Annotated in this window: 12 protein-coding genes and 1 tRNA gene; 8 read left to right on the top strand and 5 right to left on the bottom strand. The window is 69.0% G+C overall.

Annotation, left to right across the window (positions count from 1 at the left end; all coding sequences use genetic code 11):
* Positions 1-50: 50 nt before the first annotated feature.
* A complete protein-coding gene (locus tag C3B71_RS08240) occupies positions 51-551 on the bottom strand; it encodes a DUF3145 domain-containing protein (protein ID WP_073331744.1) in 501 nt (166 codons plus the stop codon).
* Positions 552-1,329: 778 nt separating this feature from the next.
* Between C3B71_RS08240 and C3B71_RS16800 the strand changes: the two genes are divergently transcribed.
* Positions 1,330-1,920, top strand: coding sequence for a potassium channel family protein (locus C3B71_RS16800; protein ID WP_325048227.1), 591 nt, complete (start codon positions 1,330-1,332; stop codon positions 1,918-1,920).
* On the opposite strand, the gene C3B71_RS08250 is transcribed toward C3B71_RS16800, so the two are convergent.
* Both C3B71_RS08250 and C3B71_RS08255 read right to left on the bottom strand, forming a co-directional pair.
* Positions 1,882-1,953: transfer RNA gene (locus C3B71_RS08250), tRNA-Asn, on the bottom strand. The genes C3B71_RS16800 and C3B71_RS08250 overlap by 39 nt on opposite strands.
* A gap of 91 nt (positions 1,954-2,044) precedes the next feature.
* Positions 2,045-2,656 (bottom strand): hypothetical protein, encoded by a 612-nt coding sequence (locus C3B71_RS08255; protein ID WP_234415852.1) that lies wholly within the window; start codon positions 2,654-2,656, stop codon positions 2,045-2,047.
* Between the two features lie 78 nt (positions 2,657-2,734).
* Between C3B71_RS08255 and def the strand changes: the two genes are divergently transcribed.
* Positions 2,735-3,226 (top strand): peptide deformylase, encoded by a 492-nt coding sequence (def, locus tag C3B71_RS08260; RefSeq protein WP_073331741.1) that lies wholly within the window; start codon positions 2,735-2,737, stop codon positions 3,224-3,226.
* A gap of 75 nt (positions 3,227-3,301) precedes the next feature.
* On the opposite strand, the gene dnaG is transcribed toward def, so the two are convergent.
* Positions 3,302-5,335: a DNA primase gene (gene dnaG / locus C3B71_RS08265; RefSeq protein WP_073331739.1), complete on the bottom strand. Its 2,034-nt coding sequence runs from the start codon at positions 5,333-5,335 to the stop codon at positions 3,302-3,304.
* A 100-nt stretch (positions 5,336-5,435) separates the two neighbouring features.
* Positions 5,436-6,716: a deoxyguanosinetriphosphate triphosphohydrolase gene (locus C3B71_RS08270; protein ID WP_395994447.1), complete on the bottom strand. Its 1,281-nt coding sequence runs from the start codon at positions 6,714-6,716 to the stop codon at positions 5,436-5,438.
* Positions 6,717-6,951: 235 nt separating this feature from the next.
* Between C3B71_RS08270 and C3B71_RS08275 the strand changes: the two genes are divergently transcribed.
* From C3B71_RS08275 to C3B71_RS08300, 6 genes are all read left to right on the top strand, one after another.
* Positions 6,952-8,181 carry a glycosidase gene (locus C3B71_RS08275; protein ID WP_108967321.1) on the top strand — a complete coding sequence of 410 codons (1,230 nt, stop codon included), beginning with the start codon at positions 6,952-6,954 and terminating at the stop codon, positions 8,179-8,181.
* Between the two features lie 118 nt (positions 8,182-8,299).
* Complete coding sequence (locus C3B71_RS08280; protein WP_108967323.1) at positions 8,300-9,586, top strand: sugar ABC transporter substrate-binding protein; 1,287 nt, start codon at positions 8,300-8,302, stop codon at positions 9,584-9,586.
* 215 nt (positions 9,587-9,801) lie between these two features.
* Complete coding sequence (locus C3B71_RS08285; protein WP_108967325.1) at positions 9,802-11,433, top strand: ABC transporter permease subunit; 1,632 nt, start codon at positions 9,802-9,804, stop codon at positions 11,431-11,433.
* 25 nt (positions 11,434-11,458) lie between these two features.
* Complete coding sequence (locus C3B71_RS08290; RefSeq protein WP_083565859.1) at positions 11,459-12,394, top strand: sugar ABC transporter permease; 936 nt, start codon at positions 11,459-11,461, stop codon at positions 12,392-12,394.
* A 34-nt stretch (positions 12,395-12,428) separates the two neighbouring features.
* Positions 12,429-14,093 (top strand): alpha-amylase family glycosyl hydrolase, encoded by a 1,665-nt coding sequence (locus C3B71_RS08295; protein ID WP_108967327.1) that lies wholly within the window; start codon positions 12,429-12,431, stop codon positions 14,091-14,093.
* Positions 14,094-14,179: 86 nt separating this feature from the next.
* Positions 14,180-15,202, top strand: a complete 1,023-nt coding sequence (locus C3B71_RS08300; protein ID WP_108967329.1) for a LacI family DNA-binding transcriptional regulator — start codon at positions 14,180-14,182, stop codon at positions 15,200-15,202.
* Positions 15,203-15,231 lie beyond the last annotated feature (29 nt).

The following is a 15,231-nucleotide window of genomic DNA, read 5'->3' on the forward strand; positions in this document are numbered from 1 at the left end:
CGAAGTGGCGGGCGGAGCGCTGGGGCTGCAAGGCGGCCGGTCGCGGAGGCTCAGCCGACTCGGTGCAACCAGCGCACGGGGGCACCGGCACCGGCGTAGCGGAAGGGCTCGAGCTCGTCGTCCCAGGCCTGCCCGAGGGCGAGGTCGAGCTGGCGGCGCATGACCGCGGGCTGGTCGGCGTGGGCCAGGGCGGCACGCACCCGGTCCTCGGGAACCACGACGTTGCCGTGCACGTCGGTTTGCGCGTGGAAGATGCCCAGGTCGGGGGTGTGCGACCAGCGTCCGCCGTCGTAACCGGGCGACGCCTCCTCCGTGACCTCGTAGCGGAGGTTCGCCCAGCCGCGCAGGGCACTGGTGAGTTGAGCGCCGGTGCCGACGCGTCCGACCCAGCTGGTCTCGGCGCGCATCATCCCGGGTGCGGCGGGCTGCTCGGTCCACTCGAAGTGGACACGACTACCCAGCACCTCGGCCACGGCCCACTCGATGTGCGGGCACAGGGCGCGGGGCGCGGAGTGCACGAAAAGTACACCGCGGGTGTAGGCACCGTTCACGGGGATCGCCTCCTGGTTGTTCCGAGATTCGTCTTCCCCAACGTTCTCGAATCATCCGGGCGCTTCGCGTGACGCACGCGGCGTGCGGCATCATGATGCCAGAGCCGAAGGCGCAATGCCAGCCGCCGGGCCGACATCACCGCATCCGGAGACGTGCCGCCCGTCTCAGGCCGCGCCGGTGCCGCGGCGGGCGCGGATCACGGCGTGTGGTCCAGCATCGCCAGGATCGTGTACCTACCGGGCAAGCGCTCAGGGGCCGGCGGGTCCCGCAGGCGCAGGGAGGGATGCGCCTAGTTGGACCGCGTTCCTCCAGTTGGACCCCTGTCCCCCCGTTGGACCGCCGTAGCCGCCGGTTACAGCGGTCCAACGGGGCGTGGGCGGTCCAAGCAGGGGCAGGCCGCCACTCGCACACCGCCGACCCGCGGCGCCGGCGGTGTCCTCAGGATGCCCACCGGTACACCAGCCCTCCGCCGCACGCCTGGCGATCAGCCGTCCGCTTGCCTCTACGATCACGGGCATGCCAGCTGAAACAAAGGGCTCTTCTCGACGTCTGCAGTTGTGGGAGCACGTCACCGAGTGGCCGCTCATCGTCGCCGCCGTCCTCTTCCTCACCGCCTATGCCTGGGAGGTGATCGCGGACCTTCAGGGTTCTGCCCGGCGTCTCCCCGAGGCGGTGATGAACGTCGTTTGGGTCGTGTTCGCCGTGGACTACGGTGCCCGTCTCGCCCTGGCCTCCGATCGTCGCCACTGGTTCGCCCACCACCTGCTGGACCTCGCCATGGTGGCGCTGCCCATGTTGCGGCCGCTTCGGCTGGTACGGCTGTTGGCCCTGGTCGGCGTCCTTCAGCGCAGCGCCGGGACCGCCCTGCGAGGACGGATCACCGCCTACACGGCAGGGAGCGTGGCACTGCTCTCCCTCGTGGCTTCGTTGGCGGTATTGGACGCCGAACGCGGAGCACCGGGAGCCTCCATAACCAGCTTTCCGGACGCGCTGTGGTGGTCGCTGGTCACCATCACCACCGTCGGTTACGGTGACCTCGCACCCGTCACGACCGTCGGCCGAGCCACCGCAATACTGCTAATGATTGGCGGCGTAGCACTGATCGGCGTGGTGACCGCCACGCTCGCCTCCTGGATCATCTCCCTGGTCGCCGAGGAGAACGCCGAGCAGGAGGCGGCTACGCGCGCTCAGGTCACAGACCTACAAGGTGAAATCGCCGCGCTCTCCGAGCAGATCCAGCGCCTTACGGAGCCACGCGCCGCAGTCGCGGGTGCCGCGCTGGTTGAAGACGACAAAAGCCCCGCCCGTGAGGGCGAGGCCGACGTTCGGCTCCCGCGGTTGGACTCGAACCAACAACCCTCCGATTAACAGTCGGATGCTCTGCCATTGAGCTACGCGGGATCGCGCTTGGCGCGGGTGGAACTTTAGCAAGCCGCGGGCGCCGACGTCGAATCTGCCCCGTTGCTCAACCTGGCGCCAGCGCACCGGAAAGTCAGCCTGTGGGCAGTCCCACACCGTCGCGGGCGCGCCGGATGAGCTCCTCCAGCGCCGCGCCGTCGGCCTCGTCCAGTGCCGCTGCGTCATCGGTGGACAGGTCGGAGGCCGTGTACAAGCGACCATCCGAGTCGCGGCGCACACTGACGGTTACACGTCGACCAGCCGGCAGCTGCCCGGTGACCGCGTGCACCAGGGCCGACTCGACCCCCTGCCGCAACGCGCGGGCGAACGGGGCGACATCCACCGCCACGGCCTTCTCCCCGCGGCTGACCGCCTCGGGCACCGTCAGCACCAGCGGCCGGCGGGTCGCATCCGTCCAGGTGAGTGTGAAGGTCGCGGCCTGGGCGTCCCAGCGGCCGCGCTCAACCTCATGCCAGCCCCGCCTCAGTTCGACCCCGCCGTGGCCGACAACCGTCAGATAGTTGGCGGTGGCCGCGGCCCAGCGGGAGTCGTCCTCAACCAGTGGCACCGCCCCGAGCAGGGGGCCGTCGTCGGGCACCATTGCCGCCAGGACGGGTGGGATCGCGGCGCGGCGACGCAGGCGCGCCACAACACCGGAGCGCCATGCGGGCCGGGCGAAAGAGGCTTTACGGATCGGCGCCATCATGCCCCTCAGGCTAGCCGCCACCGACGGCGACGCGCACCCGAGTGCGAGACGCGCCGCGGAACGTGCGAGGATGGCCCCATGGCATACCGCGACATCCGCATTATCGGCGACCCGGTGCTGCGCACCGTGTGCGACCCGATCACCGACATCGACGACTCCGTCAAGTCACTGGTGGAGGACCTGCTCGAGACCGTCAACGAGGACGGCCGCGCGGGCCTGGCCGCCAACCAGATCGGCGTCAGCCTGCGCGCCTTCTCCTGGCACATCGACGGCGAGATCGGCTACATCCTCAACCCCCGGATCGTCGAGCTCTCCAAGGACGAGTTCCAGGACGGCGAGGAGGGCTGCCTGTCGGTGCCCGGCCTGTGGTACCCGACGGAGCGCGCCTGGTACGCGCGCGCCGAGGGCATCGACCTGGACGGCAAGAAGGTGGTCGTCGAGGGCGAGGAGCTCATGGGACGTTGCATCCAGCACGAATGCGACCACCTGGACGGACACCTGTACCTGGACCGCCTGTCGCGCAAGAACCGGGCCAAGGCCATGCGCGAGCTGCGCGAACGCGGGCTGTAACCCCCGCGCCGCCCGGGCCACTACTCGCCGACCTGCTCCGAGCGATCCTCGCGGTCTGCTCGCAGCCTAACCGGTTCAGGCCCCGCGGGCCATCTGCATGCGTCGGTTCTCCAGGCCGACGATCTCCTCGAACAGCTCCCGGTAGCCGTCCTCATTAGGGTTCATGCGCCGTTGCCGTGAGCGCAGCTCCGTAAGTCGCCGGTTGATGCCCGTGCGGGCCAGCGAGGACAGCACGCCCGAGGCATAGCGCTCGACGGCGTCCGGATCCGGTTCGGCCTCGCGGTTGCCCCGCGGGGCGGGCAGCGGAAGCGGGGCGACGGCGAGCTCGGTCACCGCGGCGGCGATCGGCCCAATGGCACCCGCACGCACCTGCTCCAGCCAGTGCGTGGTGGCGCGCTTGACCGCGTCGGGTCCCGTTAGTCCCGCCGCCTGCGCCTGCTGCACGAGCCCGTCCACCTCGGCCGCTCCCCCGGCCGCTTCGATCGCCTCGAAGACCGCGCGATGGACCGGCACGGAGAAGGCCACCGCGTTGATGTCATCCGCACCCACACGGGCCGCCACCTGTGGTGCCTGCACGATGACCTCCAGCGCCTGCCGTTCAAGCTTCTCCACCGGATCGGTCACCGGCGGCAGGCCGGGCCGCTCGACCGGGCCCGCCGTGGTCAACTCGTCGGGCGGCCCGAACTGGCTGTTCTGGCTGTACGGTCCCGGCCCGCCGGCGGGGTTGGCGGCGTGCCCGCCGCGGCGTTCATAGGCGCGCACGGCGCCCACCGCCTCGGACTCCGGCAGTCCCAGCCAGCCGGCCAGGCGCCGGGTGTATTCGCGCTTGAGCGCCCGGTCGCGGATACCGGCGACGACGGGCGCGGCCGAGCGCAGGCCCTGTACGCGCCCCTCGGCGGTGTCCAGGTTGAGGTTGGCCAGGGAGGCGCGAATGACGAACTCGAACAGGGGCACGCGCCGGCTCAGCAGGCGGGGAATCGCATCCGGGCCCTCCTCCATGCGCAGGTCGCACGGATCCAGGCCGCGCGGCTCGACGGCGACGAAGGTCTGGGCGGCGAAGTGCTGGTCCTCCCCATAGGCGCGCAGGGCGGCCTTCTGGCCGGCGGCGTCGCCGTCGAAGGTGAAGATGATCTCCCCGCCGCGGGTCCGGTTGCCGGCGATCACCCCGGCGGAGGGGTCGGCGGCGTCCCCGAGCAGGCGGCGCACGATGCGCACGTGGTCCGGGCCGAAGGCGGTGCCGCAGGTGGCCACGGCCGTGGTCACCCCGGACAGGTGGGCGGCCATCACGTCCGTGTAGCCCTCGACGACGACGATCTTGTGGGAGCGGGCGATCTCCGCCTTGGCCAGGTCCAGGCCGTAAAGGACCTGGCCCTTGTGGTAGATGGCGGTCTCGGGCGTGTTGAGGTACTTGGGGACGGTTTTGTCCGCGTCCGACAGGCGGCGCCCGCCGAAGCCGACCGTGGCGCCGGTGACGTCCCGAATGGGCCACATCAGCCGGTCGCGGAAGCGGTCGTAGATGCGCCCGGAGCTGCCGCGCCCGCACAGTCCGGACTCCACCAGTTCCCGCTCGGTGAAGCCGTGGGAGCGCAGCACGCCCGCCAGATTGTCCCACCCCTCCGGGGCATAGCCCACCCCGAAGTGGGCGGCGGTGTTGCGGTCGAAACCACGACCGGTCAGGAAGTCCCGTCCGGTCTGGGCGGCCGGTGTGGCCAGCTGCTCCTGGAACCAGGACTCGGCCAGGCGGTTGGCCTCCAGCAGCCGCTGCCGAGTGCCCGGCTCGACGCCGCGTTTGACCGTCCCGCCCTCCTCGTAGCGCAGTTGCACGCCCACGCGACCGGCCAGGTACTCCACCGCCTCCGTGAAGGACAGGTGATTGATCTTCTGCACGAAGTCGATGACGTCGCCGCCCTCGCCGCAGCCGAAGCAGTGCCACAGCCCCAGCTGGGGGCGGACGTTGAAGGAGGGGGTGCGCTCGTCGTGGAAGGGACACAGGCCCTTCAGGGAGCCCACTCCCCCGCTTTTGAGCGTGACGTGCTCGCCGACGACGTCCTCGATTTTGGCGCGCTCGCGCACCGCGTCGATGTCCTCGCGCTTGATCAGTCCCGCCATGGCCTCATCCTAGGCGAGGGGTGCGACAGGAATGGACGGCGATTGCCCCAGCCGACTCCGCCCACGGCCGGGCAGTAACGGCTTGCACCGCGGGAAGTGCTCACACCGCGGACAGCAACCCGCACAGGCGGGCATGCCAGGCCTGCGCGGAGGTGTCGGTCAGGGAGGCGATCTGGTCCACCACGGCCCGGAGGCGCCCGGCGTCGTCGGCGGCCTGGTGCCAGGCGGCCGCGAAGATGGGCTCCAGGTGCGCACCGTTGCTCTCGAGCAGGGCGTCGGCGAGGTCGAACAGTTCGGTGCGCTGGCGCAGGTAGACGGGCTCATGCTCGCGGGGTGCCATCACATAGCGCACGGCCGCGCCCTTGAGCACCAGGATCTCGGCGGAGGTCTCCTCGGGAATGACCAGGTCGGCGTCGTAGCGGGTCAGTGGCCCCTCCCCGAAGACCTCCCGGGTGGCACGCGCGACTGCGGAGACGAAACGGCCGATGAGCTGGCTGGTGAGGTTCTTCAGCTGTGCCGCGTCCGCCAGTGCCCCCGTGTAACTGTGTATCCAGAACGGTTGCGCGGCCAGGCGCTCCCAGGCGGCGCCGAGCGCGTCGGCGCTCATGCGCCCGCCGTACCAGGCACGGGTGGCGTCGACGACGGTGACGACCTCGGCGGGGTCGGCGAGCCGGGCGGGGTCCATTTTGAACAGGGCGATGGCGTCCTCGACGTCGTGCACGGAGTAGCCGACGTCGTCGGAGAAGTCCATGATCTGGGCCTCCAGGCAGCGGCGGTTGGCGGGAGCACCGGCACGCATCCAGGAGAAGATCTCGCGGTCGTCGTCGTAGCAGCAGTACTTGACCGCGGAGCGACCACCGGGGCCGCCCGGCCCCTCGCCCTTGGCCCACGGGTACTTGGCGACCGCGTCCAGGCTGGCGCGGGTGAGGTTCACGCCCACGCCGCGCCCGTGGGCGTCCAGGGTCTTGGGCTCCAGGCGCGTGAGGATACGGAAGGTCTGCGCATTGCCCTCGAAGCCGCCGATGGACTCGGCCACCACGTTCAGGGCCTGCTCCCCGTTGTGCCCATAGGGCGGGTGGCCCAGGTCGTGGGACAGGCAGGCCGCGTCGACGACGTCGGGATCACAGCCCAGCGCCTGCCCTAGGGCGCGACCCACCTGGGCGACCTCCAGGGAGTGAGTCAGCCGGGTGCGCACGAAGTCGTCCGCGGAGGGCCCCAGCACCTGTGTCTTGGCGCCCAGGCGGCGCAGGGCGGAGGAGTGCAGCACCCGGGCGCGATCGCGCTCGAAGGGCGTGCGCTGCGGATTCTTGGGCGGCTCGGGCAAGAAGCGCGCCACATCGTCGGCGCCGTAGCCCACCAGGTCACCGGTGTCCTCGCCCATGACGCCGCCTGCCTCCGGCGCGACGGCGGCCGGTGAGTGCGGATGTGAGATGGACATGAGTCCAACGTATCGCAGCACTTGTGGCAGCGGCGTTCATGACGGCGGGTTACTATGAGTCACGCTCTAGCCGAATGGCTTAGCAGGATGTCTTGTCATCGGGCAGCGCCCGTGCCCGTGCGGGCCCGGGTCAGCCCGCAGGTCCGGGGCACAACCCGGCGGAAGGGAGCCAGTTGCCGTGAGCACCACGACGACGCTCATCCACCGCGCATACGCCGGCCCGGTCGAGTGGTGGCGCGACACGCTCGTATACGAGGTCGTCTCCCCCGAGCTTGGGGCTGAGCAGCTGGGCGATCTGGGCAATATCTGCGAGCATGTCGTCTCCCTCGGCTTCGGGGCCGTACTGATACGCCCTTCCCGTCTGGCTACCAGCACCGACATCGCCGAGTTCCGCCGCTTCGCCGATCGCGCCCACGAGCAGGGTCTGCGCGTGATCGTGCGCATCTCCGGCGCACTGGGGCCGGTGACCGGACTCCACGCCCACGAGGCCAACCCGATTCTGGTCGGCGAGGAACGCGGCTTCGAAGGCCTGGTGGAAAGGGCCGGCTGTTTCCTCGCCGCCGGCGCCGACGGCGTGGATCTGGGCACGATCATCCCACCCGAGGTGTGGGACCAGTCGGATCTGCAACGACTCAGCAACTATTTCACGCTGATGCAGTCCCTGTTGGCACAGCACGTGCCCGATGGGACGCTGGGTGCGGACGTCTCCGCCAGCTACCCCGACGCGCTGCGCCATCACCTCCAGGACGACTGGCTGCACCACCTGCGCGACGACCGACTCATGCTCTCACGCTGGGACCCCCAGTCGCTCACCGACGCCATCACCCATTCCCTGCGCGAGCACGACCGCTTCGGCGCCGCCCCCGTGTGGCGCTTCCTTCCCGGCTACCGACTGGTGGATCGGGCCAACCCCGGTGACGGCAGCCGCTGGTTCGAGACCGCGCCCGACCCGGAGCTGCGGCGGCGTGCGCTGGCACTGCAGGCGTTGGTACTGGCGCTGCCCGGCTCCGTCTACCTGCGCCAGGGTGATGAGATCGGTCTGCCCGACGCAGACAAGCCCACCGACCCGCTGGCGCTGGCCGAGTTGGTGCAGACACAGGCCGCTTCTCAGGGCACCCAGTTCGGCTCACCGCTGGCCACCGTTCGCCATGCCACCTATGTACGCCACGAGCACCATCTTGCAGCGGCGCCCTTCGCCTTCGTGCAGGGCCTGGACTGGTCTCCACGGGACGTGCTGACGGCGCTGACGCGGGATGTGCTAGTGCTGGTCAACACCTCCTCGCGGGCGCTCTTGTTGCCGGAGCACGCCGAGGTGCTGTTGTCCTCCGCGCAGCTCGGGCAAGACGGCGACAACCTGGTCGTGCCCCCGGCGACGACGGTCTGGGCGGCCGCGGCGACTGTCGCCTAAGGTACTTTTCTGCAACAACTTTGCAGCAAGACCCCCTTCTCCTTGCATGGCTTGCACAGGCGCGTTACATTTTTTGCCGTCAATCGCAAGCTCCCATCCGATTCGAAGGAGAATCACGGTGTCCCTCAATCGCCGGTCGTTCCTCTCTATGACCGCTATCGCCACCACCCTCGCCGCCGCTGCCGCCTGTGGCTCAGACAACACCTCCACCGCCGCCTCGCAGGCCCCGGCCGAAGCCACCGACGGCTCCACCGACGAGCAGGTCGTCCGCGACACCAACGCCGACCTGGTCATCTGGACCGACGAGGTCAAGGCGGGCGCGCTCAAGGACATCGCCCAGCAGTGGGGCGACGAACAGGACATCACCGTGGCGGTGCAAACAGTCGCCAACGACGAATTGCAATCCAACTTCATCGCCGCCAACTCGGCCGGCAACGGCCCGGACATGATCGTGGCCGCACACGACTGGATCGGCAACCTGGTGCAGAACGGCGCCATCTCCCCCATCACCCTCGACTCGGCCGCCGAGTCCAACTACAGCCAGGTCGCCCTAGACGCCGTGACCTACGACGGCCAGTACTACGGCGTGCCCTACTGCGTGGAAACGCTGGGCCTGTTCGTCAACACGGACCTCACCGACGTCACCGAGCCCGCCACCATCGAGGAGCTCGTCGAGGCCGGCCAGGCCTCCAGCGCCGACGTCGTGCTCTCCCTGCCCGTGGGCGAGTCCGGAGACGCCTACCACATGGAGCCGCTGTACACCTCCGGCGGCGGCTACCTGTTCGGCACCAAGAGCGACGGCTCCCTGGACGCCACCGACGTCGGCGTCGGCGGCGAGGGGTCCATCGCCGCCGCCGAGAAGATCGGTGGACTGGGCGAGCAGGGCGTGCTGGCCACCTCCGTCACCAGCGACAACGCCATCTCCCTGTTCACCGAGGGCAAGGCCGCCTACCTGATCTCCGGCCCCTGGGCACTGGGCGACATCAACACCGCCGGCATCAACTTCGAGCTGTCCAAGATCCCCGGCTTCGAGGGCATGGAGGACGCCCGCCCCTTCGCCGGCGTCAACGCCTTCTACGTGGCCGCCGCCGGCGCCAACAAGGCCTTCGCGGAGACTTTCGTGGCCGACGTCGCCAAGGACTCCACCATCGCCGAGGCCATGTACGCGATCAACCCGCTGCCGCCGGTCCAGGAGGACCTGGCCAGCAAGCTGGAGTCGAGCGACGCCAACATGGTCAAGTTCATGGAGTTTGCAGAGAACGCCGACCCGATGCCGGCAATCCCCGAGATGTCCGCCGTCTGGGGCCCGCTGGGCATGGCCGAGGCCAACATCGTCGGTGGTTCGGACCCCGAGTCCACCATGACCAGCGCCGGCGACGAGATCCGTTCCACGCTCGGACTGTGAACCGCGGGTGAGGGCCGGCGGCCTCGCCGCCGGCCCTCACCATGACCGCGCCTCCCGGCCGTCGCCCGCCGGCCGCCGACGGCCCCCCTGACCTGCGCCGACCGCTCCCCGAGCCGGCCGGACGCTCGCCCTGTCTGTTTTTCATATCTGTTTTCACGTCTGTTTTCACGCCTGTCTTTTCAGCCTCTTTCAGCATTGTGAAAGGTCCTTCGACGATGACGTCCCCAACCGCCCACAAAGACGGCGCCCACGCCGCCACAGGCGCGGACCAACCCGAATCCTCCCGGCGCACGCTGCGGGAGCGGACCACGACGATCCGCTCCGTGCTCGGACGAGTGCTCGTCCTCGGCGCCGCCCTGGCCCTGGCCGCCTACCTGGTGCCGCTGCTCATCGCCGCGCGCATGTGGCTGTGGCTGTTCATCGTGGTGACGGCCACCGTCGCCATCTTCGTGCTGTACTCCACCCACCGGTTCATCCCGGGCAAGTACTTCTTCCCCGGCACCTTCTTCCTGGCGGTCTTCCTGATCGTCCCGATCGTGATGACGATCCAGACCGCCTTCACGAACTTCGGTGACGGATTCCGCGGCACCAAGGAAGACGCCATCACCACCATCACCAACAACTCCGTGGTCCAGGCCGCCGACTCCCCGCTGTACAACCTGTCGGTGGCCACGACCGGCAGCGCGGAAGAGGGTCCCTTCACCCTGTTCCTGGTGGACACCGAAACCGACGAGGTGCTTTACGGGGCCGACGGCGAGACGGTCCAGCCCGCCACCGACGTGGACCTGACGGTCACCGACGGCTTCGTCACCGCCGCCGACGGCTACACCATCCTGACCGGCAAGCAGATCAACACCGCCTACGACACCATCTCCAACCTAACCCTGTCGGTCTCCGACGCCAGTGCCATCAAGGTCCAGGGCGTGCGCTCCGCCTTCGAGGGCACCAAGACGATGGTGTACGACGAAGCAGCCGACTCGATAACGAATGTTCAGACGGGCGACGTATACACGGTGCAGAAGGTCGGCAGCTCCGACTATTTCGTCAATGCCAACGGCGACAAGCTCGCCCAGTCCTGGAAGCAGAACGTTGGCCTGGACAACTTCCAGCGCCTGTTCGGCAACCAGAGCCTGCTCAAGCAGCTGGGCGGCGCCTTCGCCTGGACCCTGGTCTTCGCCGGCGGCTCGATGCTGCTGACCTTCCTGCTCGGCTACTTCCTGGCCCTCACCCTCAACGACGACCGTATTCGCGGCAAGAAGCTGTACCGCTCCTTCCTGCTGCTGCCCTATGCGGTGCCCGGTTTCATCTCGCTGCTGATCTGGTCCAACTTCTACAACCGCGACTTCGGCCTGATCAACGAGATGCTGAATCTGCACATCAACTGGCTGGGTGACCCGAACTGGGCGAAGGTGGCCGTGCTGCTGACCAACTTGTGGATGGGCTTCCCCTACATGTTCATCGTCTGCACCGGCGCCCTCCAGTCGATCCCCGACGACCTGAAGGAGGCCGCCCGTATCGACGGCGCCTCCGGCTGGCAGACCACCACCCGGGTGATCACCCCGCTGTTGCTGGTCTCGGTGGCGCCGCTGCTGGTGAGCACCTTCGCCTTCAACTTCAACAACTTCAACGCCATCCAGCTACTCACCGAGGGCGGACCCTTCGCCGCCGGCGAGTACACGCGCGGCGGCACCGACATCCTCATCTCGATGGTCTACCGCATCGCCTTCGGCGGATCGGGGGCCGACTACGGCTTCGCCTCCGCCGTCTCCGTCGTCCTGTTCGTCATCACCGGTGTCCTGGCCGCGGCGCAATTCACCGCCACCCGCCGCCTCGAAGACATCAACTGAAAGCGTCGGAAGGGACTGTTTGAAAATGACTGCAGCAAAAACCGCCACTACCTCCACGGCGCCCCGCCCCACCGGCGTCCCCGAGACGGCACCGAAACAGAACCAGATGCCTTTCAGCCGGTGGTTCCGCGAGATCGGCTGGCGTCACGTCGTCGGCGTGCTGGCGCTCGTGTTCGCCGCCTTCCCGATCTTGTACGTCATCTCCGCCTCGCTGAACCCCCTGGGCACCGTGGCCTCCACCTCGCTGATCCCCACCCGGGTAAGCCTGGTTAACTACCAGACACTGCTGGGCGGCGACAAGGGGCCATTCACCCGCTGGTACCTGAACACCATGATCGTGTGCGCGGTCGTGGCCGCGGCGCAGATCTTCTTCTCCGTGCTGGCCGCTTACGCCTTCAGCCGCTTCCGCTTCAAGGGGCGCCGCGGCGGCCTGCTGGCGCTGCTGCTGATCATGATGTTCCCCACCACCCTGTCGATGATCGCCATCTACAACATGATCTCCGGCATCGGCGACGTGCTGCCCAGCATCGGCCTGAACACGCTGCTGGGCTACTGCCTGGCGCTGATGGGCGGCGCCCTGGGGCAGGTGTGGCTGATCAAGGGCACCTTCGACACCATTCCCAAGGAGCTCGACGAGGCCGCCATCCTCGACGGCTGCACCCACTGGCAGGTCTTCTACCGCATTCTGCTGCCCTCCCTGAAGCCGATCCTGGCGACCACCTTCCTGCTGGCCTTCGTCGGCATCATCTCCGAGTTCCTGCTGGGCTCGATCTTCCTGACCGACGACTCCAAGAAGACCCTCGCCGTCGGCCTGTACGGCATGCTCTCCGGCGACCGCTCCAACAACCTCGGCATCTTCGCCGCCGGCTCGGTCATGACGATGGTGCCGGTAATCGCCCTGTTCCAGTACTTGCAGAAGTACATCGTCGGCGGCGCCACCGCCGGCGCCGTCAAGGGCTGACCCCGCCCGTAATAGCCATCCCAAGAACCGATCGATGACCTGTCTGAACACCACGCACTATCTGAACCAGCCCCATCATGACACCGGGCCCGCCTACCTGCTGGGCACGCGCCGCCCCGGCGCCGAACTCACCGCCAGACTGTGGGTGCCCGCCCCCTGGCAACCCGAGCACATCATCCTGCGCCAGGTGGTCGACGGCGAGCCGTCCCTGTCCGCCGCCCAGCTGGTGGCCCGCACCGACGCCGGGGCCTGGTGGGAGGCGACCCTCCGGCTCGTCAACCCCACCAACCACTACCGGTTCCTGCTGCTGACGCCGGACTCCGACCGCCCCTACGTCTGGTTCCACGCCGCCGGCCTGGCCGACCACGACGTCCCCGACGCCATGGACTTCCGGGTCCTGGCCGAAGACGATGCGCCCGACTGGGTACTCGACGCCGTGTGCTACCAGATCTTCCCGGACCGCTTCTCCGCCCATACCCCACCGCGTGAACGCACCGCCCCCGCCTGGGCGCAGGCACACGCGTGGCTCGACGAGCCGCCGGTCGCGGGAGACCCCAGCGGAGCGGCCTGGTACGGCGGCGATCTGGATGGAATCGTCGATCACCTGGATTACCTGCAAGAGCTGGGCGTCAACACCGTCTACCTGACTCCGGTCTTCCCGGCCGGCTCCGTGCACCGCTACGACTCCACCAGCTTCGACCACGTGGACGCGTTGCTCGGCGGCGACGCGGCGCTGGCCCGGCTGACTCAGGCCCTGCACGACCGCGACATGCGGCTGGTGCTGGACCTGACCACCAACCACACGGGCGTCACTCACGACTGGTTCCGGCGGGCCGTCACCGGACGCCAGCTATGGCTGGTGGCCGAGCACGGGCACGACGCCTCCGGCGACCTGACCGGGACCGGCTGGCAGGGCACCATGAACTACCACGGGTTCACCCGGCCGCTGTGGTCCTGGCTGGCCCACCCCGACCCGGCCGACGGCCTGAACTGGCTGGGTATCCCCACCGGGATCCCGCGCCTTCCCGGCGGGCCGATCTCCCAGGGGGTGCGCGAGTACACCGCACACATGCCGGCCACCTCCATCACCCACTCCATGAACCTGCTGGGCTCGCACGACACGCCGCGCATCCGCACCGTCGTCGGCTCCCGGGAGGCACAACTGGTGGCGGCCACCGCCCTGTTCACCGCACCGGGCGTGCCGACGGTGTTCTCCGGCGATGAGCTCGGAGCCACGGGACGCACCGGCGAGCACTCCCGCACCACCATGCCGTGGACCGCCCCGCCGGGCGCCGCCCCCACCGACGAGCTCGGCCCCGACGGCGCTTGGGGGCCGGTGGACCGCGTCGCCCTGGGGCGCTACCGGCACCTGGGGCGGCTGCGCCACGAGTTGCCGGCGCTGCGCCGCGGCGGCATGCGCTGGGTGTACGCCGACGAGGACCTGCTGGTCTGGCTGCGCACTCACCCGGATGGCGACGTGCTGGTGGCGCTGGCCCGTGCCGCCGGTGCCACGGTGGACCTGCCGCTGGCGTGCCTGCCCGCAGGGGCGGTGGACGACGTGCATGCAATGGACGGCGTCGACGTCACCGTGATCGGCGGCGCGGACGGCCACTTGACCGTGAACGCCACCGGACCCGGTTCGGCCATCGTCACTTTGAGAGCGGTGCTTCCCCGCACCGATAAGATCTGCACGCACTAGGCGCGGTATGCATGGCTCGTCTCAACCCGTACCAAGTACCGCCGCGTGGCGGCAGTATCGGTCGGTTTCCCTTTAGGATTGGCATCGTGCAACAGCGCATCACCCTCGCCGACATCGCCGAGCAGGCGGGCGTCTCGACGGCGACCGTGTCACGGGTTCTCAACGGCAAGTCGAACGTAGCCGAAGCGACCCGACGTCAGGTGCTCGTCGCCCTCGACCTGCTCGGCTACGAACGCCCGGAGTCACTCCGCCAGACCTCGAAGGGACTGGTGGGGCTGATCGTTCCCGAGCTCACCAACCCGATCTTCCCGCTATACGCTCAGGAGATCGAGCAGCTACTCGCCCCCAGCGGGCACACCCCGCTGCTGTGCACCCAGACGCCGGGTGGCACCAGCGAGGACGAGTACATTGAGATGCTCGTGGACCGGGGCGTGGCCGGCATCATCTTCGTGTCCGGCCGCCACTCCGACACCGGCGGCGACGTCACCCGCTACCAGCGGCTGCGGGACCGGGGCGTGCCCCTGGTAACCGTCAACGGCAACGCATCCACCATCAAGGTGCCCGGATTCGCCACCGATGATCGGGCCGCGGCCCGCATGGCGGTAGACCACCTGGCCAGCCTCGGGCACACCCGCATCGGTCTGGCGACCGGCCCCGGGCGAATGGTGCCCGCACAGCGCAAGACCGCCGGCTACGAGGACGGCATGCGCGCCAACCTGCCCGACCAGCCGCTGCGCATCGTGGAAACGCTGTACACCTATGAGGGCGGCGCCAGCGCCGCAGGCAGGCTGCTGGAGCAGGACTGCACCGGCATCATCTGCGGGTCGGACATTATGGCGCTCGGCGTCATCTCCGGGGTGCGCGCCGCCGGCAAGCACGTCCCGCAGGACGTGTCCGTCATCGGCTACGACGACTCCCCGCTGATTCCCATGATGAACCCCCCACTGACCACGGTGCGTCAGCCGGTGGCCGCGATCTGCCGGGCGGCGGTAACCACACTGCTGTCCGCCATCGCCGGCGAGCATCCGGCCGACACGGAACTGCTGTTCAAGCCCGACCTGATTGTGCGCGGCTCCACGGCCCCCGCCCCGCACACCATGGTCTCCTGATCTCTTCCCCCGGTCCCAAATCCCGCCGA

The sequence above is a fragment of the Actinomyces sp. Z16 genome, assembly GCF_003111765.1.
Taxonomy (GTDB): Bacteria; Actinomycetota; Actinomycetes; order Actinomycetales; family Actinomycetaceae; genus Actinomyces; species Actinomyces glycerinitolerans.

Excerpts from the sequence above, each read along its gene's own strand:
- C3B71_RS16800 (WP_325048227.1), top strand. The coding sequence starts at position 1,330 with ATGGTGGCGCTGCCCATGTTGCGGCCGCTTCGGCTGGTACGGCTGTTG.
- C3B71_RS08255 (WP_234415852.1), bottom strand. The coding sequence starts at position 2,656 with ATGATGGCGCCGATCCGTAAAGCCTCTTTCGCCCGGCCCGCATGGCGC.
- def (WP_073331741.1), top strand. The coding sequence starts at position 2,735 with ATGGCATACCGCGACATCCGCATTATCGGCGACCCGGTGCTGCGCACC.
- dnaG (WP_073331739.1), bottom strand. The coding sequence starts at position 5,335 with ATGGCGGGACTGATCAAGCGCGAGGACATCGACGCGGTGCGCGAGCGC.
- C3B71_RS08270 (WP_395994447.1), bottom strand. The coding sequence starts at position 6,716 with ATGGGCGAGGACACCGGTGACCTGGTGGGCTACGGCGCCGACGATGTG.
- C3B71_RS08285 (WP_108967325.1), top strand. The coding sequence starts at position 9,802 with ATGACGTCCCCAACCGCCCACAAAGACGGCGCCCACGCCGCCACAGGC.
- C3B71_RS08290 (WP_083565859.1), top strand. The coding sequence starts at position 11,459 with ATGACTGCAGCAAAAACCGCCACTACCTCCACGGCGCCCCGCCCCACC.
- C3B71_RS08295 (WP_108967327.1), top strand. The coding sequence starts at position 12,429 with ATGACCTGTCTGAACACCACGCACTATCTGAACCAGCCCCATCATGAC.